The organism is Microbulbifer maximicatervae (SeqCode), assembly GCF_052467325.1.
In genome coordinates this window covers 109177-133439 of sequence record NZ_CP174310.1, presented here as the reverse complement: position 1 = coordinate 133439, position 24263 = coordinate 109177, and the positions used below count along the sequence as shown (strand labels likewise).

Annotated in this window: 25 protein-coding genes; 5 read left to right on the top strand and 20 right to left on the bottom strand. The window is 53.1% G+C overall.

The genetic code is table 11. The features are described from left to right. Positions 1–35 precede the first annotated feature (35 nt). From prfB to ACJJIE_RS00815, 8 genes are all read right to left on the bottom strand, one after another. A protein-coding gene (prfB, locus tag ACJJIE_RS00850; RefSeq protein WP_444893198.1) for a peptide chain release factor 2 occupies positions 36–1131 on the bottom strand; the annotation gives its coding sequence in 2 pieces (ribosomal slippage) (positions 36–1058 and positions 1060–1131; 1095 coding nt in all). Between the two features lie 103 nt (positions 1132–1234). Next, the gene (locus ACJJIE_RS00845; protein WP_444893197.1) at positions 1235–1627 is read right to left on the bottom strand and encodes a MerR family transcriptional regulator; all 393 of its coding nucleotides are present in this window, start codon (positions 1625–1627) and stop codon (positions 1235–1237) included. 24 nt (positions 1628–1651) lie between these two features. Then, positions 1652–2110: a hypothetical protein gene (locus ACJJIE_RS00840; RefSeq protein ID WP_444893196.1), complete on the bottom strand. Its 459-nt coding sequence runs from the start codon at positions 2108–2110 to the stop codon at positions 1652–1654. A 33-nt stretch (positions 2111–2143) separates the two neighbouring features. After that, positions 2144–2770 (bottom strand): LysE family translocator, encoded by a 627-nt coding sequence (locus ACJJIE_RS00835; protein WP_444893195.1) that lies wholly within the window; start codon positions 2768–2770, stop codon positions 2144–2146. 8 nt (positions 2771–2778) lie between these two features. Continuing rightward, entirely contained in the window at positions 2779–3690 is a 912-nt protein-coding gene (locus ACJJIE_RS00830; protein ID WP_444893194.1) for a DMT family transporter, read from the bottom strand. 79 nt (positions 3691–3769) lie between these two features. Further along, positions 3770–5497 carry a single-stranded-DNA-specific exonuclease RecJ gene (gene recJ / locus ACJJIE_RS00825; RefSeq protein WP_444893193.1) on the bottom strand — a complete coding sequence of 576 codons (1728 nt, stop codon included), beginning with the start codon at positions 5495–5497 and terminating at the stop codon, positions 3770–3772. A 60-nt stretch (positions 5498–5557) separates the two neighbouring features. Further along, positions 5558–6958 carry a threonine synthase gene (gene thrC, locus ACJJIE_RS00820; protein ID WP_444893192.1) on the bottom strand — a complete coding sequence of 467 codons (1401 nt, stop codon included), beginning with the start codon at positions 6956–6958 and terminating at the stop codon, positions 5558–5560. 86 nt (positions 6959–7044) lie between these two features. Next, a complete protein-coding gene (locus ACJJIE_RS00815) occupies positions 7045–8367 on the bottom strand; it encodes a homoserine dehydrogenase (RefSeq protein WP_444894734.1) in 1323 nt (440 codons plus the stop codon). A 406-nt stretch (positions 8368–8773) separates the two neighbouring features. Between ACJJIE_RS00815 and ACJJIE_RS00810 the strand changes: the two genes are divergently transcribed. The 3 genes from ACJJIE_RS00810 to aspA all read left to right on the top strand — a co-directional run bounded on the left by ACJJIE_RS00810 (position 8774) and on the right by aspA (position 12281). Continuing rightward, entirely contained in the window at positions 8774–9787 is a 1014-nt protein-coding gene (locus ACJJIE_RS00810) for an asparaginase (protein WP_444893191.1), read from the top strand. Positions 9788–9892: 105 nt separating this feature from the next. Next, positions 9893–10708 (top strand): helix-turn-helix domain-containing protein, encoded by an 816-nt coding sequence (locus tag ACJJIE_RS00805; RefSeq protein ID WP_444893190.1) that lies wholly within the window; start codon positions 9893–9895, stop codon positions 10706–10708. Positions 10709–10814: 106 nt separating this feature from the next. Further along, positions 10815–12281, top strand: coding sequence for an aspartate ammonia-lyase (gene aspA, locus ACJJIE_RS00800; RefSeq protein ID WP_444893189.1), 1467 nt, complete (start codon positions 10815–10817; stop codon positions 12279–12281). A 52-nt stretch (positions 12282–12333) separates the two neighbouring features. Here the strand turns inward: aspA and ACJJIE_RS00795 are convergent, their stop codons facing one another. The 6 genes from ACJJIE_RS00795 to ffh form a co-directional block, all read right to left on the bottom strand. After that, positions 12334–13083, bottom strand: coding sequence for a DsbC family protein (locus tag ACJJIE_RS00795; protein WP_444893188.1), 750 nt, complete (start codon positions 13081–13083; stop codon positions 12334–12336). 319 nt (positions 13084–13402) lie between these two features. Continuing rightward, a complete protein-coding gene (gene rplS, locus ACJJIE_RS00790; protein ID WP_282934563.1) occupies positions 13403–13759 on the bottom strand; it encodes a 50S ribosomal protein L19 in 357 nt (118 codons plus the stop codon). A gap of 73 nt (positions 13760–13832) precedes the next feature. Then, the gene (trmD, locus tag ACJJIE_RS00785; RefSeq protein ID WP_444893187.1) at positions 13833–14597 is read right to left on the bottom strand and encodes a tRNA (guanosine(37)-N1)-methyltransferase TrmD; all 765 of its coding nucleotides are present in this window, start codon (positions 14595–14597) and stop codon (positions 13833–13835) included. A 12-nt stretch (positions 14598–14609) separates the two neighbouring features. Beyond that, a complete protein-coding gene (rimM, locus tag ACJJIE_RS00780; protein WP_108735295.1) occupies positions 14610–15149 on the bottom strand; it encodes a ribosome maturation factor RimM in 540 nt (179 codons plus the stop codon). A gap of 22 nt (positions 15150–15171) precedes the next feature. Next, entirely contained in the window at positions 15172–15411 is a 240-nt protein-coding gene (gene rpsP, locus ACJJIE_RS00775; RefSeq protein ID WP_108733998.1) for a 30S ribosomal protein S16, read from the bottom strand. Between the two features lie 155 nt (positions 15412–15566). Further along, on the bottom strand, positions 15567–16979 hold the full coding sequence (ffh, locus tag ACJJIE_RS00770; protein ID WP_444893186.1) for a signal recognition particle protein: 1413 nt from the start codon (positions 16977–16979) through the stop codon (positions 15567–15569). A 205-nt stretch (positions 16980–17184) separates the two neighbouring features. Between ffh and ACJJIE_RS00765 the strand changes: the two genes are divergently transcribed. After that, the gene (locus ACJJIE_RS00765; protein WP_444893185.1) at positions 17185–17985 is read left to right on the top strand and encodes a cytochrome C assembly family protein; all 801 of its coding nucleotides are present in this window, start codon (positions 17185–17187) and stop codon (positions 17983–17985) included. Positions 17986–18064: 79 nt separating this feature from the next. Then, a complete protein-coding gene (locus ACJJIE_RS00760; RefSeq protein WP_282933663.1) occupies positions 18065–19327 on the top strand; it encodes an HlyC/CorC family transporter in 1263 nt (420 codons plus the stop codon). 15 nt (positions 19328–19342) lie between these two features. On the opposite strand, the gene rnhB is transcribed toward ACJJIE_RS00760, so the two are convergent. From rnhB to ACJJIE_RS00730, 6 genes are all read right to left on the bottom strand, one after another. Then, on the bottom strand, positions 19343–19960 hold the full coding sequence (rnhB, locus tag ACJJIE_RS00755; RefSeq protein ID WP_444893184.1) for a ribonuclease HII: 618 nt from the start codon (positions 19958–19960) through the stop codon (positions 19343–19345). 6 nt (positions 19961–19966) lie between these two features. Beyond that, positions 19967–21136, bottom strand: coding sequence for a lipid-A-disaccharide synthase (lpxB, locus tag ACJJIE_RS00750; RefSeq protein ID WP_282933665.1), 1170 nt, complete (start codon positions 21134–21136; stop codon positions 19967–19969). Between the two features lie 101 nt (positions 21137–21237). After that, positions 21238–22017, bottom strand: coding sequence for an acyl-ACP--UDP-N-acetylglucosamine O-acyltransferase (gene lpxA, locus ACJJIE_RS00745; RefSeq protein WP_282933666.1), 780 nt, complete (start codon positions 22015–22017; stop codon positions 21238–21240). Positions 22018–22123: 106 nt separating this feature from the next. After that, complete coding sequence (fabZ, locus tag ACJJIE_RS00740) at positions 22124–22564, bottom strand: 3-hydroxyacyl-ACP dehydratase FabZ (protein WP_108734005.1); 441 nt, start codon at positions 22562–22564, stop codon at positions 22124–22126. A gap of 78 nt (positions 22565–22642) precedes the next feature. Then, complete coding sequence (gene lpxD, locus ACJJIE_RS00735) at positions 22643–23704, bottom strand: UDP-3-O-(3-hydroxymyristoyl)glucosamine N-acyltransferase (protein ID WP_282933667.1); 1062 nt, start codon at positions 23702–23704, stop codon at positions 22643–22645. A gap of 14 nt (positions 23705–23718) precedes the next feature. Beyond that, on the bottom strand, positions 23719–24234 hold the full coding sequence (locus ACJJIE_RS00730; protein WP_282933668.1) for an OmpH/Skp family outer membrane protein: 516 nt from the start codon (positions 24232–24234) through the stop codon (positions 23719–23721). Positions 24235–24263 lie beyond the last annotated feature (29 nt).

Here is a 24263-nt window from a genome sequence, read left to right as displayed (position 1 = left end):
TCGACGAGGGGCGCGGTGAGAGTGGAGACTTTAAATCAGAGGCCGGCTTTTAGGCTGGCTTCGATAAATTGGTCCAGGTCTCCGTCCAGTACTGCCTGGCAGTTGCTGGTCTGGACATTGGTGCGCAGGTCCTTGATACGCTGGTCGTCCAACACGTAAGAGCGGATCTGGCTGCCCCAACCGATGTCGGCCTTGCTGTCTTCCATGGCCTGCTTCTCTGCGTTGCGCTTGAGCATTTCCTGCTCGTACATTTTTGCGCGCAGCATTTTCCAGGCTTTATCGCGGTTCTGGTGCTGGGAGCGCTCGCTCTGGCACTGTACGACGATACCGGATTCTGTGTGGGTCAAACGCACCGCAGAATCGGTTTTGTTCACGTGCTGACCACCGGCGCCGGACGCGCGATAGGTGTCTTCACGCACCTGGGATTTGTCGATTTCAATCTCGATATTGTCATCGATTTCCGGTGACACAAATACCGAGCTGAAAGAAGTGTGACGGCGGTTGCCGGAATCAAACGGCGATTTGCGCACCAGGCGGTGTACGCCGGTTTCTGTGCGCAACCAGCCAAAGGCGTGGTCGCCGGCGAAATGCACAGTGGCACTCTTGATACCGGCAACTTCCCCTGCGGAGACTTCTTCCAGGGTGGTCTTAAAGCCGTGGGCTTCACCCCAGCGCAGGTACATGCGCAGGATCATTTCCGCCCAATCCTGGGCCTCGGTACCACCGGAGCCGGCCTGGATATCCAGATAGGCGTTGTTCTCGTCGTTCTCGCCAGAGAACATACGGCGGAATTCCAGAATCCCCAGCTGCTGCTGGAGACCTTCGATCTCAGTGGAGACCTCCCCTACGGAGTCCTCATCATTTTCCTCGACTGCCATTTCCAGCAGTTCGCGGCAATCGGCAATGCCGGAGTCAAGGTTTTCGATGGTATTAACCACCGTTTCCAGGGAGGAGCGCTCGCGCCCCAGTTCCTGTGCGCGGTTCGGGTCGTCCCAAACACTCGGCTCAGCCAGCTCCAGCTCTACTTCGGTAAGGCGTTCTTTCTTGCTGGCGTAGTCAAAGATACCCCCTAAGAACGTCGGTGCGCTCTTCGAGGTCTTTTAATTGATTGATGAGGGGATTGATTTCCATGAACTTTCGGTGTCCGGACAAAATAAAAAGCGGCGCGCATTCTACCGCAGCGCGCGGGGGTCCTTCCAGTCAGATAGAGGCTGATATGACGGCAAATCCTCTACTAAGCGGTCTGTCCCGAGAGCTTTTCCAGAATTGCGCAGTCTGGGGACTCATTGCCGGCGCAGCTGTCGGCAAAGGCCCGCAAGGTTGCGCGCATCCCCAGCAGAGTCTGCAACTGCTCTTCGAGCTGCCCGAGCTTGTGATTGACCAGGTCTTTGGTCTCGCGGCTGTGGCGCTCCGGGTTATCCCGCAACCCCAGTAGCGCCCGGACCTCCTCAGTGGTAAAGCCACAGGCCCGCGCGCGGCGCACGAAGCAGAGGGTTTCGACATCGGCAGTGGAGTAATCCCGATAGCCATTAGCAGAGCGGCCGGGCACCACCAGGCCAATATTTTCGTAGTGCCGCAGGGCTTTTGCACTGAGGCCCGAATTCTCTGCGGCCTGGGAAATATTCACGATTACCCCACTTAAGGTTCCAACTCAGGCACTGTTGTCCCGACAGGCAGCAAACTGATACTGCACTTTCTCGGCGGGGCTATATCCCAGCTCAATTGAGGCATCCAGGGCATCCATACCGATCAGGTGCATCAGGATATCTCCTGTGGGTGCGCCACATACGGCGGGGAACATCCTGTCGGTGCGGACTCCACAGCGGGACTCCTGCACCTTCACCCCATTGTCACTCAACTTGGCCTGGCTCTGCTGAAGGGTCATACCACCCCCTTCGCACTGCTTGCTGCCACTGCCGCGGTAAATCCACACCATTTCCCCTGGCCTCATAGTCGCTGCAGGAGGCGTGGGTGCGACTTCGGGCTCCGCCGCGCCGGGTGTGCTCTCAACCTCGTTCTCCATCGCTTTCTCCTCCCTCGACTGGCCGCAAGCCGCCACTGAGATAATCAGGGCCCATACCCATAAGAATGACAACCGTTTTTTCAACACAGAACATCCTCCATAAAGCGATAAATAGCCGTGTCAGGATAACGCCAACCAGGCTCCCACCGATAGCATCAAAGTACCAGAAATCCGATTAACCAAACGCACATTTTCAGACCGCTCCAACAATCGACTCAGGGCCTGGCCGCCACCGGCATAAATCAGCAGGCACAACGCCTCCAAAAGCAGCAATATCGCCAGCAAGACTGAAAGCTGGGGTATCAAAGGTTTGGTATCGTTAATAAATGGCGGTAATAACGCAATAAAAAACGCCCAGCCCTTGGGGTTAGCCACAGCTGTAACAAAACCCTGTAGTGCCAGCGCTCTTCGCGATGGTCGGCTAGCGTCGACCGTATCACCCTGATCCATCAGAGCCAGCTGCCCCCGGGAGCGCCACATCTGCACGCCTATCCAGGCCAAATAGGCGGCCCCGCAGTATTTGAACAGCTGAAATAAAGTCGGATACTGAACCATCAATACCGCAGCACCGAGTGCAGAGGTAATCGCCACCGACGCAACACCGATCAACTCTCCCACCATCATCCATAGAGTCTGACGCACGCCCAGGGTAATTCCCAGACTGAGCGATAGCATCATGCAGAGCCCCGGTGTGACCGAGGCAAAGAAGCTTGCGGGAACAAAGAGTGCCAGTGTCGATAATTCCATTGATATTCCTAGTGGTGAGTACCGCTGTGGTTGCCGTAATGACTGACCAGCATCCCCGCCAGCATCAAACCACAACCAATTAACTCCGTGGTATTGAGCATTTCATTGAGGAATAGCCAGCCCGCCGCCAGGGCAAAAACTGCCTCCAGGCTCATAATTACGGTAGCGTGAGAAGGCGCGGCGTAGCGTTGGGCCAAGAGCTGGAAAGTAAACGCCAGTGCCGTGGAGAAAATCATCATATAGGCGATAGGCCAAGCCGCATCGATCGCCGATTGCAGTGTCGCCTCTTCGGTAAATAGCGAAGCTACGGCGGACAAAAGGCCACACACCAGGAACTGGATACAGGCCAGCCGCAGGGCATCGTAGCGTTTTACCAATCGATCCGCCGTCAATACCTGGATGGCAAAAACAAAGGCACTGGCAAATACCATTAAGTCGCCCACCAGCTGGGATTCTTCACTGAAGTCCGCCAACCAATAGAGACCGAACAAAGCGAGACCAATTCCCATCCAGGTCCAGCGATTGGTTTTATGGCCCAGGGACAAACCGATCACCGGCACCAGCAGTAAATAAAAACCGGTAATAAATCCGGCGCGGCCGGCAGTGGTATACAGCAGACTCACCTGTTGCAGTGCCGCGCCTAGAAACAGCCAAAAACCCAACAGTGCGCCACCGGGCAGGCAGGCCCGCCAGGTGTGATTCACCGATTGCCCTTCGGCTTCACCGGGCTGGGCATCGCGACGGGAAGACAACCAGTAAACGATAGGGATCAGGATTAAACCGCCGAGAATAAAACGCCATGCGTTAAATGCCAGCGGCTCAATATCCGCCATGGCAATCTTTTGCGGCACAAAGGCAACCCCCCAGAAGAGAGCGGCTAATAACAGTAGGACTTCGGCCTGGACTTGTTTACGTTTCACTACTTTTTACTTCCAAACAACTTGGGAGCTGTTGCAAAAAACTCCGTGTTTTTCCCAACAGCCAAATACAAAGTGCGCCCTATACCGCTTCTAACAGGCTCACCATTAATTGCAGGGATTCCCGCCCGCGAAATTCATTAACATCAAGCTTAAAAGCCAAGCGCACTCTTTCCGTGGGCTGCGGCCACTGCTCGGTGTCCACATTAAAAGCAATAGCATCCAGCGCCAGTTGCGGCGCCTGGGGCGGCGCCACCACCATTTTTAAATGGCGCTCGCCGACGATGCGCTGTTGCAGCAACAGGAATTCACCGTCGAATACCGGCTCTGGAAACGCCTGTCCCCAGGGCGCACAAGCGCGCAACATGGCTGCCGTGTGCAAAGTGTAATCCCCAGATTCCAACTCACCGTCAGAGTCGATAACCGCGTGCAGCTGGTTTTCATTCAGGCGGTTGCGCACCACCTGCTCAAAAGCCTTACGGAAAGCCTCCAGGTTTTCCTGGGGTAAGCTCAGCCCCGCCGCCATGGCGTGGCCACCGAACTTGCTGATCAGGTCCGGGTGAGAGGCGGCTACGTCACTCAGGGCATCGCGAATATGCAGCCCGGGAATCGAACGCGCAGAGCCCTTCACCAGGCCGTTATCACCCTCAGCAAATGCGATCACCGGGCGGTGGAATTTCTCTTTGATGCGGCTGGCCAAAATACCCACCACACCTTGATGCCAGTTGGCATCGTATAGACACAAACTCCAGGGAATTTCGCCCTCCAGACGCAATTCATCCAGGGCCGCCATTGCTTCCCGCTGCATCCCCTGCTCGATCGCTTTGCGATCCCGGTTCAGGGCGTCCAGCTCGCCGGCCAGCTCTCGCGCTTCACTGGGATCGCGGGTGAGCAGGCAGCGGATACCGGTGCCGATATCGTCGAGACGGCCAGCCGCATTGATACGCGGCCCCAAAATAAAACCAATATCTGTGGTGGAGAGCCTGCGCTGGTCGCGCCCGGCAACCTCCATCAGGGCGGCAATACCGGGCCGGCAGCGGCCGGCGCGGATACGGGCGATGCCCTGGTGAACCAGAATCCGGTTGTTGTGATCCAGTGGGACCAGGTCGGCCACAGTACCCAAGGCGACCAAATCCAGGTATTCGGCCATATTGGGCGGGGCGATACCGCTCTGCTCAAACCACCCACTCTGCTGTAGGGCCGTGCGCAAACGGCTGAGCAGATAAAAGATCACCCCCACTCCGGCGAGGTTCTTACTGGGAAAGTCACAGTCCGGCTGGTTCGGATTTACGATGGCATCCGCCTGCGGCAGCTCACTGCCGGGCAGGTGGTGATCCGTCACAATCACTTTCATACCAGCGGCTTTTGCCGCTGCCACGCCCTCGATACTGCTGATACCGTTATCTACGGTGATCAGCAGATCGGGCTGATAATCTTTGGCTACCTCGACAATTTCTGGAGTCAGCCCGTAGCCGAAGTCAAAGCGATTCGGCACCAGGTACTCCACTCCCGGCGCGCCCATTGCACCCAGGGCCAACACCCCCAAGGTGCTGCTGGTGGCTCCATCCGCATCGAAATCCCCCACGATAAGGATTTTCTTTTGCCCGTGGATAGCATCCACCAGCAAGGAAACGGCAGCCTCCAGCCCTCGCATACTCTGCGGGCTCTGTAATTGAGAGAGGCTGTGATCCAACGCTTCTTCGCTGACAATCCCCCGCCCCAACAGGACACGCTGCAATATTTTTGGTGTTTCAGAAGCAAAACGGCCAGTAGACAAATCCACTGGCCGTCGCTGAATTTTTGTACTCAATGTATTTCTCAGCAAACTAATAGCTAATCGGTTGCCGCTTATTGCACGACAGTGTGCCGATTAACTGCTTTCTGACAGCATCGTCGCCATATAGTCGTGTACTTGGGACAAGTTATTGGGCAATACCTTGAAGCGCTCCTCCCGCTGCCAGAGATCCTGTATATGACTCGGCAGGGGAATCTCTTTTTCTGGCAGGGCCTGGGCCACGGCATCGGGGAATTTTGCCGGGTGTGCGGTAGATAAGCAAACCATGGGCTGTTCGGTAGAGTGACGTACCTGTCTCGCGGCTTCAACCCCGATAGCTGTATGCGGATCGAGCAGATATTCGCAGGAGCTGAAGGTCTCGCCAATCACTTCAACCGTGCGCTTGTCATCCACCCGACTGGAGGAGAAAACTTCTCTCGCTTTGCCCAGGGCCGATTCACTCAAATGCATGGGTTGGCTGCGATCCGCCAGCAATTCAGCAACCGTCGCGCCATCGCGACCGTAGAGATCAAACAGCAATCGCTCAAAGTTGCTCGACACCATAATATCCATACTGGGAGACAAGCTGTGCACCAGAGGTTTGGGAGTGTGGTCATTGCCGCTGATGCAACGATGCAGAATATCGTTGGCATTGGTCGCAATTACCAATTGGTCGATAGGCAATCCCATCTGCCTCGCCAGGTAACCGGCAAAAATATCGCCAAAATTACCGGTGGGTACGGAGAAATTAACGGTTTTATCCGGCGCCCCCAGGCGCAGGGCGGCATAAAAGTAATAGACGATCTGCGCCATAATCCGCGCCCAGTTAATGGAATTAACCGCTACCAGGCGGCGTCCATCGGGCAGGAATGATTGATCGGCAAAACTCGCTTTCACCATATTCTGGCAATCGTCGAAATTACCTTCGAGAGCGATATTAAATACGTTGTCCGACTGCACTGTAGTCATCTGGCGTCGCTGGACTTCAGACACACGGTTATGGGGGTGCAGAATAAAAATATCGATATTGTCGCAATGGCGGCAACCTTCGATTGCGGCCGAACCGGTATCCCCAGAAGTTGCTCCCATAACCACCACTCTTTCACCGCGCTTTTTCAGCAGGTGATCAAAGAGTTGACCGAGGAACTGCAAGGCAAAATCTTTGAATGCCAGGGTGGGCCCATGAAACAACTCAAGCACCCACTCATTCGTGTCCGTCTGCACCAGCGGGGCAATAGCCTTGTGGCGGAAGTGATTGTAGGAGCGTCCGATAATACCGCTCAGCTCTTCATCACTGAGATCATCCCCCACAAACGGCTGGATAATGCGAAAGGCCAGCTGCTCGTAATCGAGCCCCGCCATTGAGGCAATTTCCTCGCGAGAAAACTTCGGCAAAGTCTCGGGAACATAGAGACCGCCATCGCTGGCAAGGCCTGTTAGTACGGTATCGGCGAAGGAGAGAGACGGCGCGCTGCCGCGTGTGCTGACAAATTTCACAGTATTTCTTGGCTCTTATCGCTGGCTAGGGAGTTTATTGATTGGGGCACCGAGCCCGGGGTTATGTCACTCGGCGCCCGCAGGGTTTATCCGAGGCTCTCGACACGAATCCTGACGACTTCACCTTCGACCGTTTCCAACGCCTCTATTTGTGCAACCGCTTGGCGGAGGCTGGCTTCATCGGCTCGGCTGGTCAAAATCACCACCGGGACAAGTGCTTCACCTTCAACCGGTTCATGCTGGATCAGAGCCTCGATGCTGATGCCCTGATCACTGCAAATGGTGGCTACCTGAGACATAACACCGGGCTTGTCCTGGGCGGAGATACGCAGGTAATAGCTGGTGATAACATCCTCTTCCGGCAGAACCTGGGTTCCCCCTTGATCCGCAAGGGCGACACCCGCTGCCGGCACTCTGTGCTCCGGCTTGGCCTCAAGAGTGCGGGCCACATCAACAAGATCGGCGATCACTGCCGATGCCGTGGCTTCATCGCCCGCACCAGCGCCGTAATACAGGGTTGGTCCCACAGCATCGCCGCTGACCAGCACCGCATTCATAACGCCGTTTACGTTGGCGATCAGGCGGCGCTGGGGGATTAAAGTCGGGTGCACCCGCAACTCCACGCCCTTGTCAGTGCGACGCGCAATCCCCAGATGCTTGATACGGTATCCCAGCTCATCGGCGTAGCAAATATCTTCACTACAGATCCGGCTGATGCCTTCGGTGTACACCTTGTCAAAAGCGAGCGGCATAGCAAATGCCAGGGAAGCCATAATCACCAGCTTGTGAGCAGCATCGATACCTTCCACATCAAAAGTGGGGTCCGCTTCCGCATATCCTAAAGCTTGGGCTTGGGCCAGTGCTTCATCGAAACTGCGCCCTTTTTCCCGCATCTCAGTGAGAATGTAATTGCCGGTGCCATTAATAATTCCAGCGAGCCACTGCACCTGGTTGCCCACCAATCCTTCGCGCAGGGATTTAATAATAGGAATACCGCCAGCTACCGCCGCCTCATAGGCAATGGTGACATTGTGCTTTGCGGCCAGCTCAAACAGCTCGTTGCCGTGTTCGGCAATCAACGCCTTGTTAGCGGTGACAACATGCTTGCCATTTTCAATCGCTGTGCGCACCAGCTCCTTGGCTACCGTAGTACCACCGATAAGCTCCACCAAAATATCCACGTTGGGATTATTGGCGACATCGAAAATTTCCCGGGTAACGTTTATCTGGCTGGTATCACAGTGTGCGTTATCGCGGCGCGCACCTATTTGTTCAATGACCAGGGCGCGACCACAACGGGCAGCAATTTCCCGTCCATTGCGCGCCAGTACATTCACCGTTCCGCTACCGACGGTACCCAAGCCACAGATACCAATCCGCACGGCACGGGGTGCCTTTTTTACAACCACCTGAGCCTCCGCCTCCGCAGTCTCTTCCACTGTTGCGCTCACAATGTTCCTCCGCGCAATTACCTCGGGGCAGCGAACCAGGCCGGGATCTATCCCCCGATGTGGCTCACTGTGCCATCACAGGAAGCTGCGCAATAAATGCAAATAAAATTGACAAAAGATCAACAACCTTACCGAGCGAAGCGTAAAAAAGTCAATATAATTGCGCCATAAAGGCACCACTTCCGGCGAGAGAGCAGTCGAAACTTTTGTCACCTAAAATCACTACTTGAAACCTATAGCGTCCTCAGTAGATGCTATAGAAGCATCTACTAGCATCAGGTAACAGCAACCTGCGAAATTGCATCCACCGCGCCTTTGAACAAAATAGGGCGCACTGAATCCGGACTCAGATAGTGGTCGAGTAATGAAGAAAACCCTAATCCTTTACACAGGTGGAACCCTGGGAATGCGCCGAAGCGAATCGGGCTATGTACCCGACGCTGACCTGGAAGGCGCACTGGGCCGCCTCTTACAAGATGTTATCGGCCAGCTTCCACAATACGATTTCCAGGCACTCGACCCACTGCTGGATAGCGCCAATATGCGACCAAAGGACTGGTATCACATTGCCAGCCTGATACGCGACAACTATAGCCAGTACTCAGGCTTTTTGGTGCTGCACGGCACCGACACCATGGCCTACACCGCCTCAGCACTGTCCTTTGCCCTGCAAGGCATAGAAAAGCCTGTAGTCGTCACCGGCTCCCAGATCCCTCTTCGAGAAATGCGCAGCGACGCCTATAACAACTTAATCGCGGCGCTACTATTAAGCGGCTCCGACGATATCAGGGAAGTCTGCCTCTACTTCAACGGCAAACTTCTACGCGGCAACCGCGCAGTAAAGGTCAGCTCCGGCTCATTAAACGCTTTTAGCAGCCCCAATTACCCCTGCCTCGGGGAAGTGGGTATCCAGGTCAATATCGATCACAACGCCCTGCTGGTTCCCACCGGTGAACCTCAGTTTCAGATTCCCGCAGACGCCAATGGCGGAGTGATTTTGCTGAAACTATTCCCCGGTATATCCCCCTCACTGATTGAGAAAATTTTGGAGAGCCGCCCCAAGGGCCTGATTATTGAAACATACGGCACCGGCAATGCGCCGACTGACGACAGTGCATTTACCGAGCAACTTGAGAAGGCTTCAAAGCTCGGCACTATCTGTGTAGCAGTGTCCCAGTGCTTGGAGCACCAGGTGGATCTGGGTAAATACGCTGCGGGCTCCGCCCTGCTTGATGCCGGTGTTATAGGTGGCCTGGATATGACTAGCGAAGCCTGTTTTGTAAAGCTCAACCACCTGTTGGCAATGGGCTATCCCGACAAGGAAATCAAAACCCTTTTGCAGCGCCCATTGTGCGGAGAATGCAACCACCCCGACTGATAGAAACTGGAATTATTGGCGAAGCCATATGGCTTCGCCCTTTATAAGGAACTGAGTGATTAACAGGGTTTGAAGGGACCCCCTCTATCCAGAAGCAAAATACCGATGAGCAACGATTTTTCGCAAAACCTCCGCCTTCTGTGCAGCTTCTACCCATCCATAGCCGAGGTGTGCCGGCGAATTGGGGTAAACCGTGCCCAGTTCAATAAATATCTCAACGGCAACACTCAACCCTCCCAGTATACCCTGGGAAAGATATGTCATTTTTTTGGCGTAGAGCCCCATGAAATCGTGATGCCCCACGAGCAATTCAGCCAAATTGTTCGCGTGCGCAACGCGCCCGTCTCCGACAGCCTCCCCGCCAGACCTTACAATCGCGATATTGATATTCTGATGCGGGAGTCCCAGGGGCGGGCCGATAAATATTTAGGCTTCTATTTCGAGTACCACTACTCCATGACCTTCTCCGACCATATTATTCGCAGCCTGCTGCATATTGAGTCGGATGGTGATGGGTATTATTTTCAGCGCTTCGAACGAATGCGCTACCCGGACAGGGACGAGTGGTATAAATCCCGCTATAAAGGCATGCTGCTCTTTCTTGCCGATCGTATTTTTTTGGTCGGCTATGAATCCTTGACTCACAATGAAATCGCACAAACTATTTTATACCCCACCTATAAAAGCCGAGTCAGCTATTTATCCGGATTAAAATTGGGAGCATCCGCCAGTGACAGGCGTGAGCCAGTCTGCACAAAAGTAGTTCTCGAATCTCTCGGTCGCAACATCAGCATAAAAAATGCACTGAAATTATGTGGTGTTTTTGGCCCTGAGTCCGAAGAGATCAACAGAAATATTCGCGAGAATATTCGCGCAACCTCTACAGAGGGGCCGCAGAGTTTCTTTGCGACACCACTCTAAAAATACTTCCCAATTAATTACTAAATTACCCCAACACGAGGCTTGCGGGAGGTGGGGATATTACCTCACCCCACACAGGCCCATACGATGAAGAGAAGAGAAACTGATGACCAACGATTTCCACACACTCAAACCAATGCCGGTTTTTAGTGCAGGTGCAGAAACCCGCTTGGAGAAAGACTTATTGGGTGAGCGCGAAGTACCGGCCGATGTCTATTTTGGCATTCAAACTTTGCGCGCTTTGGAAAATTTCCAGATTACCGGAATTACCCTGAACCACTTCCCCAATCTGGTAAAAGCACTGGCGATGGTAAAAAAAGCTGCGGCCAGGGCCAATGGACAGCTCGGCTACCTGGAGCCCAAACTGCAAGATGCGATTGCCACTGCCTGTGACGAGATTATCGATGGCAAACTGCACGATCAATTTTTGGTAGATATGATTCAGGGCGGCGCCGGCACTTCTACCAATATGAATGCCAATGAGGTGATTGCCAACCGCGCGCTGGAATTACTCGGTCACAACAAAGCCGAGTACAAAAAAGTACACCCCAACAACCATGTAAACCTGTCGCAATCTACCAATGATGTTTATCCAACCTCGATAAACCTGGCCATTCTACTCAGCTACAGCGATCTGGTTCAGTCCATGGAGAGCTTGTGCGTTGAGTTCGACAAGAAGGCTAAAGAGTTTGCCTCAGTAATTAAAATGGGTCGCACCCAACTGCAAGATGCGGTACCTATGACCCTGGGCCAGGAATTTGCCGCCTTCGCCGCCACTGTGCGCGAAGATGTCGACAGAGTTAAGGAGCTGGTCGCCCTATTCAAAGAGATCAATATGGGTGGTACCGCGATCGGCACCGGCATTAATACCGACCCGGAATATCGCCAGCTGGTTGTTAACGCGCTGTCAGAAATTTCCGGCATCGATTTTATCTGCGCAGAAAACCTGGTGGAAGCCACTTCCGACATGGGCGCCTTCGTGATGTTCTCCGGCGTCATGAAACGCATCGCCGTTAAGATCTCGAAAATTTGCAGCGATTTACGCCTGATTTCCAGCGGCCCTCGCGCCGGCCTCAATGAAATTAACCTGCCGCCGATGCAGCCCGGTTCATCCATTATGCCCGGCAAGGTCAACCCGGTTATTCCCGAAGTGGTTAACCAGGTCGCCTACCAGGTGATCGGCAACGACCTCACGATTACCCTGGCTGCTGAATCCGGCCAGTTACAGCTCAATGTAATGGAGCCAGTGATCGCCTTTAACCTGTTACAGTCCATGCGCCTGATGACCCAAGCCATGACCACGCTTGCGGATCGCTGTGTGAGCGGCATCACTGCCAACGAAGAGCACTGCCTGCAACTGGTTGAGAACAGTATCGGCCTGATTACTGCGGTAAACCCGTTTATTGGCTATGAAAATGCCACCCGTATCGCCAAGCAGGCACTAATTACCGGAGCCAGTGTGAAGCAGTTAATCCTTGATGAGGGGTTACTGAGTGAGGAGGAACTGAACGATATCCTCGCGCCGGAGAATATGACCCAGCCGAGAAAAGTAGAAATTAAAAACCCTGCTTAAAAACAAAAACCGGCAACCTCTCGGTTGCCGGTTTTTTAGCTATCAGCCGGGCTTAGATTCCCAGCTCTTTAAGCAGGCGATCCGGTGGTAAGTAACCGGGAACAACCCGGCCATCTTCCATCACGATAGTCGGCGTACCGCGCACATCGATAGCCTCGTTGCCCAACTTGTATTGAGCTGCCACCGGGTTTGTCTTACAGACATCCAAAGGCACGTTTTCACGGTTCTTAAGTGCAGTCAGCGTCTTATTGCTGTCTTCCGCACACCATGCAGTTGCCAGTTTGCGATATCCCAGGGAGTTAAGACCACCACGCGGGAACGCCAGGTAGCGCACTTCGATACCGCGCTTGTTCAACTCGGGCACATCCTGGTGCAGCTTGCGGCAGTAACCGCAGTCCACATCGGTAAATACATAAACGCTTGCCTTGGTTTCACCTTTCGGGGAGAAGACAATCATATCCTCTGTATCAAGGGCGCCCATCACTTCAGCGCGGCGCGTCGTCCTACGCTGCTCGGAAAGATTGGCAACACCGCCAGCCTTCACCTGGTAGAGATCGCCGTAAACAAAGTGATTGCCATCAGCAGAGACGAACAGGGTCGTGTTGCCGTCATCGACATCCACTTCGTAAAGCCCCTCAATTGGACTCTCCCGTACCTCTCCATAGGTTGCTTTGGGATTACTCGCCTCAAGGCGTGTCTTGATGGTTTTTACAACGTTGGTATCGACTTCTGCCAACGCTGCAGAGCCCACCAGACTGAGTAGCGCGCCAGCGATTGCCAGCGGCTTCTTGATAAGCGTCATTACCAATTGCTCCTTAAATTCTCATTGGGCTTCGACTTAATCATCGGCCTTCAGTTCCAGCCAGTATGGCAGCTCTTTGCCGCTGCGAACCTAATTGGCACGTTTTAACATATACAGTCATCTTGGACCACGCAAAACACCGCAAGACGTGAGCGCTTTAGCGAAATTGACTGTATCCCCGCGCCAGGGCAAGCCCGTGTCCATTTATGTCAGTTAAGGCAAGCAGGCCCAATCAGGGACACCAAATATGCTGCTCGTAACCCACATACAAAAAAGGCCGAAGCGTACGCTTCGGCCTTTTTCTGCGATCAAGGAGAGCTTAGTTGAGCTTCTCTTTGATACGTGCAGCTTTACCAGTCAGGCTGCGGAGGTAGTACAGCTTGGCCTGACGCACGTCACCGCGACGCTTAACCTTGAGGCTGTCAACCATCGGGCTGTGAGTCTGGAAAGTACGCTCAACGCCAACACCGTGGGAAATTTTACGCACGGTGAAGGAGGAGTTCAGACCACGGTTGCGCTTACCGATAACCACGCCTTCGAACGCCTGCAGACGCTCACGGTTGCCCTCTTTTACTTTTACCTGAACGATTACAGTGTCGCCCGGTGCGAAGGGAGGTACTTCGCTCTTCAGCTGTTCCTGCTCCAGCTGCTGGATAATTTTGTTAGTCATTTGGATCGCTCCCAAATACAGATTGTGTAGCTTCTCAGCTAGTTCACCGAACTACTCGCGCCTCCCGGCGAATTCGGCCTCAATTTTCTTCGAGCTTCTGTTCCCGCTGGATCTCATCCAGCAACAACTTCTGCTCATCGCTCAGCGCCAACCCTTGCAATAAGTCCGGGCGTCGCTGTTGCGTGCGCACCAATGCCTGTTTCAGGCGCCAGCGGCGTATTCTTTCATGGTTGCCGGAAAGCAAAACTTCCGGTACCGCTACTCCCCGATATTGTTCCGGTCGGGTGTAGTGTGGGCAGTCCAGCAGGCCAGAGGAGAAAGAGTCCTCAACCGCCGATTGGTTGTGTCCAAGTGCGCCGGGAATCAAGCGGGTAATAGCATCCACCATCACCATAGCAGCCAGTTCGCCACCGCTGAGGACATAGTCACCAATGGACCACTCCTCGTCGATCATAGATTCGACGATACGCTCATCCACACCTTCGTAGCGCCCCGCCAACAACACCAGGTTGCCAGCTGCAGACAGCTGCTCCACTCCACCCTGATCGAGCTGTCGACCCTGGGGAGACATGTAGATACTGCGTACAGATTCACCATCTTCACCAGCCCAAGCTCGAGCAGCCTCGAGAGCCTGGCAAAGGGGCTCAGCCAACATCACCATTCCCGGTCCGCCGCCGTAAGGGCGATCGTCCACAGTCCGGTGCCTGTCACTGGTAAAGTCCCGAGGATTCCAACAGCGAACTTCTAAAAGGCCATCTTTCACAGCCCGTCCACTGACGCCATACTCGGTCAATGCGGCAAACATCTCCGGAAAAATGCTTACCAGAGCGATTCGTTTTGTCATCGCTCCTACGCCTTAAAAAGCCGGGTCCCAGTCGACGGTTATTACACCGACTTCCAGGTCAATATTGGTAATAAACTGATCAGGTAGATAGGGAATCAAGCGCTCGCGCTTATCCGCTCCACCGCGCACCACCATTACATCGTTGGCGCCAGTTTCCATCATGCGAGCAACGGTACCAAAGTCGTGATCTTCGCCATCGAAATGGCTGACAACCTTTAACCCTTCGAGCTGGTGCCAGTAATACTCACCATGCTCAAGCTCAGGCATCAGTTCACGAGCTACAGCAATATCGCGCTGGCAAAGTCGAGCCGCCAAATCGCGGTCATCAATGCCTTTCACATGTACGATCAAGCCCTTGCCGTGACGCTTACCAGCGTCAATTTCGAGAGCTTCCCAACCTTTCGGCCCCTGCAAGCGCCAATTAGGGAACTGCAGGATGTTGTCCATCGGCTCGGTATAGGAGTGAACCTTGACCCAGCCGCGCACACCATAAACGGTAGTAACGCGCCCAACCGTGACCAACTCTTCGGAAGGTTTTCCGTTATCTGTCACAGGAGCACCACTTACGCGCAAATTAAGCAGATTCTTTCAGAAGCTTGCCGACGCGGTCAGAAACCTGTGCGCCACGACCCAGCCAGAAATCAACACGCTCGCGATCAACACGCAGACGCTCTTCCTGACCACGGGCAACCGGGTTGAAGAAACCAACACGCTCAATAAAACGACCGTCGCGAGATTTGCGGCTGTCGGTAACGGTCAGATGATAAAACGGGCGCTTTTTAGCACCACCACGGGCCAAACGAATGGTTACCATGTAACTTTCCTATAGGTTCAACACTAGGCAACCGCACTAAGCAGTCACCACAACAACTTTTTACCGGCAGCAGGGCCGGCAGAAAGGCGGCGTATTCTAATGTACCACCCCAGATTTGTATAGGGTCGCCAAGCCGCCCGGAGAACTGCGGTTCTCTACTTCTTTTTGAGGCCCGGTGGCAGGCCTCCAGGCATACCGCCCATACCGCCAGGCATACCACCGCCCATACCGGGCAGGCCGCCGAGGCCGCGCATCATTTTGCCCATGCCCCCGCCTTTGAGCTTCTTCATCATCTTGCCCATCTGCTTGTGCTGCTTGAGCAGGCGATTCAAGTCCTGTAGCTGGGTGCCAGAACCGGCAACGATGCGGCGCTTGCGCGAACCGTTAAGAAGGTCAGGGTTGCGGCGTTCGGCCGGAGTCATGGAGGAAATCAATGCGTCCATACGCTTAAATTCTTTGCCCATATCGGCCTGTTGTGCAGCCTGCGCTACACCGCCCATGCCTGGCATTTTCTCCAACAGGGAGCCAAAGCCACCCATGTTTTGCATTTGCTGCAGCTGATCGCGCAGGTCTTCCAGGTCAAAGCCTTTACCCTTCTGGACCTTCTTAACCAGCTTTTCGGCTTTCTCTTTATCGATCTTCTGCTCTGCTTCTTCAATCAGAGACAGAATGTCGCCCATCCCCAGGATACGGGAGGCGATACGATCCGGGTGGAAGGTTTCCAGGGCATCGGTCTTTTCACCAACACCGATAAACTTGATTGGCTTACCGGTGACGTGACGCACGGAGAGAGCCGCACCACCACGGGCATCGCCATCGGCCTTGGTGAGAATCACACCGGTCAGCGGCAGTGCATCATTAAAGGCACTTGCGGTATTTACCGCATCCTGACCGATCATTGCGTCGATCACGAACAGGGTTTCCGCCGGGTCCAACTCGCTGTGCAGCTCACGGATCTCATCCATCAGCTCGGAGTCCACATGCAGTCGACCAGCAGTATCCACAATCAGCACATCGGCAAATTGTTTGCGGGCAGCGTCCACAGCACCCTTGGCAATATCCAGCGGTTTCTGCTCAGCTGTAGAGGGGTAAAACTGTGCCCCCACTTCACCGGCCAAGGTCTCCAGCTGTTTGATAGCGGCGGGGCGGTAGACGTCCGCACTCACCACCATGACTTTTTTCTTTTCACGCTCCTGCAGGTACTTGGCCAGCTTGGCCACACTGGTGGTTTTACCAGCGCCCTGGAGGCCCGCCATCAGGATTACCGCCGGAGGTTGTACGGCGAGATTGAGAGGCTCTGCAGCCGCACCCATCACCTTAACCAGCTCATCCTGAACAATCTTGACAAACTGCTGGCCCGGGTTGAGAGCCTTGCTAACCTTCTGTCCTACCGCAGCGGTGCGCACTTGCTGAACAAATGCTTTAACCACTGGCAGGGCGACATCCGCCTCCAACAGCGCCTTGCGCACTTCGCGCAAAGTATCGCGGATATTGTCATCCGTAAGGCGCGCTTTACCGGTAACTTTCTTTAAGGCCGCCGATAAGCGGTCACTCAGGTTATCGAACATAAATTCGTCTCGATTTCTCCGTTTACGGACTCAACCCCAGTGCGGAGGGGCGCGAAATTAGGGGGGAGCAAACTGCAACTCCCTCTCTGAGGCGCGGCAGTATAGCCCAGGTCTCGCCACAGCCGAAATATCGCAAGTCTTCCTTGTTTCAACTGGCTATGACACACTCCTGCCCTAACGCAATAATGAAGACACGGATTTACCCATGGCGGCTTTCGCCCACTGGACAGCTATCGCTCTCTACCTGGCCACAACCATAGTTGCAGGTGCGGCTCTGGCCCGAAAACAACAGCCGAATTCCAAGCTGCTTCTCAGCCTTTTGGCGGGCGCGCTTGTCACCCACGGAATATCCTTGGGACATGTTCTCTTTTCACCCGAAGGCTATCGCTTTGACCTGCTGGCAATGCTCTCGCTGATTTCTTGGGTAGTTAACTTTCTATTATTGATCCTGGCCGCTGGCCGGCCACTTACTCTACTTATTCTTATTTTCGCACCAGTGGGAGCCGCCACTGAATTTGCCGCATCCCATATTTGGGGCACCGTAACGCCACATCAACAGATCTCTACCGGCATTGCGGTACACGCTCTATTGTCTATTTCTGCCTATTCGCTGCTGACCCTGGCTACCCTTCAGGCGATCTATCTCTATTACCTTAACCAGCAGCTGCACAACCACAGGCCGGTAGGCGCCACCCGTCTTCTGCCACCATTGCAGAGTATGGAATCACTGCTGTTCGGCCTGATCACTTTCGGGCAACTACTGCTCACCGCCTCCCTGCTGACCGGTTTCGTCTTTGTTGGCAATTTGTTTGAAGAGGGGCCAATACACAAGACCATCCTCTCTATGGTCGCCTGGGTTCTTTACACCATACTCCTATGGGGACACTGGAGGTTAGGCTGGAGAGGCAATACCGCTGTGCGTTGGACCTTAAGCGCTTTCGCCGCCCTACTACTTGCCTATTTTGGTAGTAAGCTGGTTATGGAAGTCATTCTCCAGCGCGGGTAATCGAATATACGACTGCAAAGCTTGCGGAGGTCGGCAATATGTTCCAATATCTCCGCTTGGAAATAAAAAGAGTTCTCCCTTGAACGAGATGCCCATGGGCCTGCTATTCGGTTTGCTGGCCCTATTGATACTGATATCCGCCTTCTTCTCCAGCTCCGAAACCAGCATGATGGCGCTTAACCGCTATCGCCTGCGGCACCAAGCCAAAAGCGGGCACCGCGGGGCAAAGCGCGCCACCGAGCTGCTCGCACGCCCGGACAAGCTGATCGGCTCAATTCTAATCGGCAACAATCTCGTTAACGTTCTTGTATCCGTAATCGCCGGCTCAGTATTCGCGCAGATATACGGAGAAATACTCACCACCATAGTCTTAACTCTTGCCCTACTGATTTTTGCTGAGGTCACACCAAAGACTATTGCCGCTCTACACCCGGAAAAAATTGCTTTCCCCGCCTCATTTATTTTGCGCCCACTGCAATGGCTGCTCACTCCCCTGGTGCTGTTGATTGGTGGCATATCCAACGGCCTAGCGCGCATGTTGGGAGTCGAAACAAAAGCGAATAGCGAAGCGGAACACCTGGCCCCCGAAGAGCTCCGAACCGTTGTATTCGAATCAGGCGCCCTGCTTCCCAGCAAACACAAAGGCATGTTGCTCAACGTGCTGGACCTGGACCAAGCAACCGTTGAAGACATCATGATTCCGCGCAATGAAGTCATGGGCGTTGACCTGGAAAACAGCGCCGAAGAGATCCTGCAGCAGCTAGCGGAAAGCTCCTACACTCGCCTCCCCGTATATCGCGGTGACATCAATCGAGTAGTAGGCATACTTCACCTGCGAAAAGCGGCGCAAATACTGCGCGACGGACCGGAAAATTTAACGGCAGAGCAGCTCAACTCCTTCACCGATGAGCCTTACTTCGTACCCGAGGCAACACCACTCCCCACACTGCTGATGAACTTCCAGAAAACCAAGCGCCGCATGGGGCTGGTAGTTGATGAGTACGGAGAGGTAATGGGTATCGTTACCCTGGAAGATCTGCTGGAGGAAATTGTCGGCGACTTCACCGCAAGTCCAGTACCCAGCGATGACGAGGAGATAGTCGCCATAGAAGATGGCTGGTACATGATCGAAGGCGGCACTTCTATTCGCGATATTAATCGCACCCTGGGCTGGGAACTGCCCACTGATGGGCCAAAAACCTTTAACGGCCTGGCAATGGAACACCTGGAGAGCATCCCCGACGGTAATATCAGCCTGTACATCCTCAATTACCTGGTGGAAATTGAGGAGGTCTCAGACAAGATGATTACCCGGGCCAGAATCAAGCGAATCGATAAATAGCGCTACAACCGTTTATCACTCAACCTCTTCTAGCAAGCGCCTTACCGGCGCAAAGCTGGTGCGGTGTATTGGAGTGGGACCCTGCAACTGTAAAGCTTCCATATGCGCCTTGGTGGGATACCCTTTATGACCTGCAAGGCCGTAACCGGGATATTCAGAGTCCAGCACCACCATTTCCCTATCACGGGTCACCTTAGCCAAAATAGACGCCGCCCCAATTGCAGCGACACGATCATCTCCCTTTACAACGGTATCGCAAGGATAATCCCAGTTCGGTTTTTTATTGCCATCCACCAACACAAATTCAGGCTGCACGGATAGCTGTGCAACTGCACGATGCATCGCCAGTAAACTTGCCTGCAAAATATTTAGCTGGTCAATTTCCTCAACCGTTGCACGAGCTATGGAGTAACTGAGCGCTCGCTCACAAATCTCATCAAATAACTGCTCGCGCTTTTTTTCAGTCAGCTTTTTGGAGTCGGCAAGCCCGGCAATTGGCTTGTTAGGGTCGAGTATCACAGCTGCGGCAACTACATCACCAGCTAAGGGGCCGCGCCCAACCTCATCGACACCTGCAATCAAATCACCCTTGAAAGGGCAAACATAGGGGGGCAATTCTGTTTTACTACTCATAACTTACTACTCGGCAGATTCCGGCTTAGCTTCCAGTAGCCCCACCACGGCATCGGCAGCCCGCTCAGAAGCATTTCGCCTCAACTGTTGATGCATCTCGAAAAACTCGCGCTCTAAATGATCCCCAAGAAGCGGGTCTTCAAAGTACTGCATCACTGCCGCACCAAGATTCTCTGGAATGGCATCATTCTGCAAAATTTCTGGCACCAGTTCTTTTTGGGCTAATAAATTTGGTAGCGAAACCCATGGGGTGTGCAGCATCCGTGAGACGATCAATGACGTCAACCTGCCCAGCTTATAGGTAACGACCATGGGCTTTTTAAGCAGCATTGCCTCTAAGGTTGCTGTACCCGATGCTATGAGCACACAGTCTGCCGCAGAAACGGCCCGTCTCGATTGCCCCTCAAGTAAAGTAATAGGGAGTTCAGGGTAATCTTTTAGCTGCTCTTGAATCTCATCCATACGCTGCTTGTTGGCAGCGGGAATAACAAATTTAACATCCGAGTGACGCTGGTGGCACCATCGGGCCGTCTGCAGAAACAACGGCCCCAGCATGCGAACCTCACCTCCACGACTGCCAGGCAAAAGGGCAATTACTCGGTCGTCTTTCTCAAAGCCCAATGCTTTGCGTTCGCCGGCGACATCCACTTGCAGGGGAATTTCATCAGCCAAAGGGTGGCCAACAAAGGTCACCGGTACTTGGTTATCTCGGTAGAAATTCGCTTCAAATGGAAGCAGGGTCAACATGTGGTCGACAGCCCGCGCAATCTTTTTAATTCGACCCTGCCGCCAGGCCCAAACCGAAGGACTGACATAATGGACGGTGGGGATACCCTCAGCCTTGAGTGCAGCCTCAAGAGTCAATGTAAAGTCCGGCGAATCTATACCAATAAATAGATCGGGAGGGTTATCAGTAAAGTGGCGACGGAGAGATCTGCGGATTTTCAACAGTTCTGGAAGGCGCTTCAAAGGTTCTACCAGCCCCATTACCGATAGTCGCTCCATAGGGAATAAACTTTTAGCACCCAGTTCCAGCATGCGCGGCCCGGCAATTCCCTCAAACTCTACATTGGGAAGCCGAGTTTTTAATGCAGTCATCAAACCAGAACCGAGGATATCTCCTGACGCCTCACCGACAACAATACCAATTCGTATCGGCTTATTTTTTTCTGACACGCCTAAATCCCTCCTCTTGGGGAGCTGTTTATGTTGGAATGAAATGGGAGTTCAATAAAGTGCAATCGGAGCTGCACGAAACAGCTCCAAAGGGAAGTGAATCAGCGAACAATGCCGCGGGTGGAAGATTGCAAAGACTCTATCCACGGCTGAATAACTGGAGATTGTTCGCGCAACTCCATCAAGGCCTGCAGCGCCTCTTGCATAGTGAGACCGCGACGATAAACAGTCTTGTAAGCTTTATTGATCAGGGCAATATCTTCTCTAGAAAAGCCCCGTCTGCGCAGCCCTTCTGAGTTAATGGTCTTTGCTTCGGCAGGATTCCCGGCAACCATAACATAAGCAGGAACGTCTTTACCGATAGCAGCACCCATCCCCAGAAAGGCATGCTCTCCCACGGTACAATTCTGGTGAACCAGACTATAACCACTCAGAATCGCCCAGTCTTTTACAATCACATGACCGGCTAGCCCGCAGTTATTCACCATAATTGTGTGATTACCGACGACGCTATCGTGGCCTATGTGGGCATAAGCCATAATCAAGTTTTCGTTACCGATTGTGGTCTCGCCCCGGTCTTGGATAGTACCGCGATGAATCGTCACCCCCTCACGGATCACGTTATTGTCGCCAATAACGAGTGTCGTCTCTTCACCACGATACTTTTTATCCGGGGTATCCTGCCCTACGGAAGCAAACTGGTAGATTCGGTTGTTCTTCCCCAGTTTGGTCGGCCCACTAAGCACCACATGAGAGGCAATATCACAGCCATCACCTATCTCTACGCCGGCTCCAACAATGGTGTAAGCACCAATACTCACCCCGGAACCAATTACTGCCGTAGAGTCGACAATAGCTGTAGGGTGGATACTTGTCTGCATTCTGGGATCTACTCCTCGGCATTAATCGTACTGGGTAACCTGTACCCTTAAAAACAAAGGCTACCCGGAAAATCCTGAACCTAACTCTCCAGCGAGCTTTACAGAATTACTGAACCTTTTTCACGGCACATAGGATATCAACAGAAGCCGCCAGCTCGCCATCAACACTGGCTTTACAAGCGAATTTCCAGATATTTCTGCGAACAGATACCGCTTCAGACTCGAGTTCAAGGCGATCACCTGGGATCACCTGACGCTTAAAGCGCGCCTTATCAACCCCACCGAACAGATACAGATATCCATCTTCCGGTTTTTTGCCAAACGTTTTAAAGCCGAGGATTCCCGAGACCTGGGCCAGGGCTTCAACAATCATCACTCCCGGGAAAATAGGCATTTCCGGAAAGTGGCCATTAAAAACTTCTTCGTTTCCAGAAATGTTTTTATAGCCTTTTATATACTTCCCTTCTTCGAGTTCTACTACACGATCCACCAACAAAAAAGGATAACGGTGCGGCAGGTACTCGCGAATTTCACGTACATCCATCATTCCAAATGCCCCCAGAAACCACTTCGGGGCGTAAAACGCCCCGAAAACAACAAAGCTAAATTAATTAATAACTAAAGTTCAATCGTCTGTCCCACTCTTTTGGGACAGTGCCTGAACCTGTTTTTCCAAATCTTTCAATCTGCGCGCCATTTGATCCAACTGACCAAAACGCACAGCATTACGACGCCAGGTAGAACTATCGGCAAAGGATAGCGCTCCAGAGTAGCTACCAGTATCCTTTATCGATTTAGTGACAAACGTGTTGCCCAACACCTGACTGCCATCTGTAATCGTTATATGTCCGTTAATACGGCTACAACCACCGATAAGACAATGCTTCCCTATCTCAGCACTGCCAGCAATTACGGCACACCCGGCTATGGCCGTGTAGTCACCAATCTTCACATTGTGCGCGATTTGGACCAGATTGTCGATCTTGACTCCTCGCCCAATCACCGTATCACCCAAAGCTCCACGGTCTATACAGGTATTGGCTCCAATTTCCACATCTTCGCCAATTTGCACTCCACCTAGCTGGTGAATTTTTACCCAGCTGCCTTTATTAGGCGCAAACCCGAAGCCATCGGCTCCAATAACCGTCTGGCTATGAATAATACCGTGTGCACCGATAGAGCAGTTATGATGAAAAACAACGCCGGCATACAGGCGTGTTCCTGCACCGACTAAACTGCCCTCGCCAACATAGCAGTTAGCACCAACAATCGCTCCAGGCTCTAATTTTGCGTAGGCCTCGACCACAGAGCCGGGCCCCACACTGACACCAGTACCAATCTCTGCCGTAGGGTGAACCACTGCAGAGGGGTGAATACCAATAGGTGCTTCAGGAGTTGTATCGAACAGGGCTGTTGCTCGAGCAAAGGCCAAGTAGGGGTCCGCAACACATAAAGCCGTTACCGGGCACTCTTCAACAAACTCTTCCGATACCAGCACTGCGGCAGCTTTGGTCGTTTTCAGAAAGCGTCGATAATTGGGGCTTGCAAGGAAAGCCAAGTGCTCTGCACCGGCATCCTGCAGTGTATTTAAACCCTGAACTTTTTGATTGGAATCTGAACCGGGCGCCAACCGCAAGTCGGCCCCCAGCTCTTGCGCCAACTGGGCAAGAGAAAAGCTATCTTTCATATAAGACTATCGACTTACTTGGCTGCGTTCATACGCTTAACAACAGCCTCTGTCAGGTCGACGCTGGGGCTTACATAGTAGGCAGTATTGGAATCCAGCACTACGTCAAGCTTTTGCTCTTTAATCAGTGCGTCCAGGGCATCCCTAGCCTTTGGCCCCATAGAAGCCTGGATTTCTTGACCCACTTGAGCTTCCATTGCACGCAATTTTTTCACCGTCGTCTCAAAATCTGAACGCTGAAAATTCATTTTGCGTTGGTATTCGGTCTTTTGTTCATCAGACCAGGTCACACTATTTTTCTTGGCATCTTCTGCCATTTTTTGCAGTTCAGCTCGAATCGACTCAGCACTGCTTTGCAGCTTGGAATACTCAGAACTGGTCTTCAGGGAATTTACCTTGGTCTTAGCTGCATCAGTGCTCATGATCGCAGCCTGTAGGTTAAGTACCGCGACCTTGGTTTGCGCCAGCGCTGCGCCGGACAAGGTCATACCTGCAAGCAGTATTGCTACAATTTTTACATTCTTAAGCACGTCGGTCTCTCCAATAGATTTTATTTTAA

Coding starts and splice junctions, on each gene's coding strand:
- ACJJIE_RS00835 (WP_444893195.1), bottom strand. CDS start 2,770: ATGGAATTATCGACACTGGCACTCTTTGTTCCCGCAAGCTTCTTTGCC.
- ACJJIE_RS00810 (WP_444893191.1), top strand. CDS start 8,774: ATGAAGAAAACCCTAATCCTTTACACAGGTGGAACCCTGGGAATGCGC.
- ACJJIE_RS00805 (WP_444893190.1), top strand. CDS start 9,893: ATGAGCAACGATTTTTCGCAAAACCTCCGCCTTCTGTGCAGCTTCTAC.
- aspA (WP_444893189.1), top strand. CDS start 10,815: ATGACCAACGATTTCCACACACTCAAACCAATGCCGGTTTTTAGTGCA.
- ACJJIE_RS00795 (WP_444893188.1), bottom strand. CDS start 13,083: ATGACGCTTATCAAGAAGCCGCTGGCAATCGCTGGCGCGCTACTCAGT.
- trmD (WP_444893187.1), bottom strand. CDS start 14,597: ATGACAAAACGAATCGCTCTGGTAAGCATTTTTCCGGAGATGTTTGCC.
- rpsP (WP_108733998.1), bottom strand. CDS start 15,411: ATGGTAACCATTCGTTTGGCCCGTGGTGGTGCTAAAAAGCGCCCGTTT.
- ffh (WP_444893186.1), bottom strand. CDS start 16,979: ATGTTCGATAACCTGAGTGACCGCTTATCGGCGGCCTTAAAGAAAGTT.
- ACJJIE_RS00765 (WP_444893185.1), top strand. CDS start 17,185: ATGGCGGCTTTCGCCCACTGGACAGCTATCGCTCTCTACCTGGCCACA.
- rnhB (WP_444893184.1), bottom strand. CDS start 19,960: ATGAGTAGTAAAACAGAATTGCCCCCCTATGTTTGCCCTTTCAAGGGT.
- lpxA (WP_282933666.1), bottom strand. CDS start 22,017: ATGCAGACAAGTATCCACCCTACAGCTATTGTCGACTCTACGGCAGTA.
- fabZ (WP_108734005.1), bottom strand. CDS start 22,564: ATGATGGATGTACGTGAAATTCGCGAGTACCTGCCGCACCGTTATCCT.
- lpxD (WP_282933667.1), bottom strand. CDS start 23,704: ATGAAAGATAGCTTTTCTCTTGCCCAGTTGGCGCAAGAGCTGGGGGCC.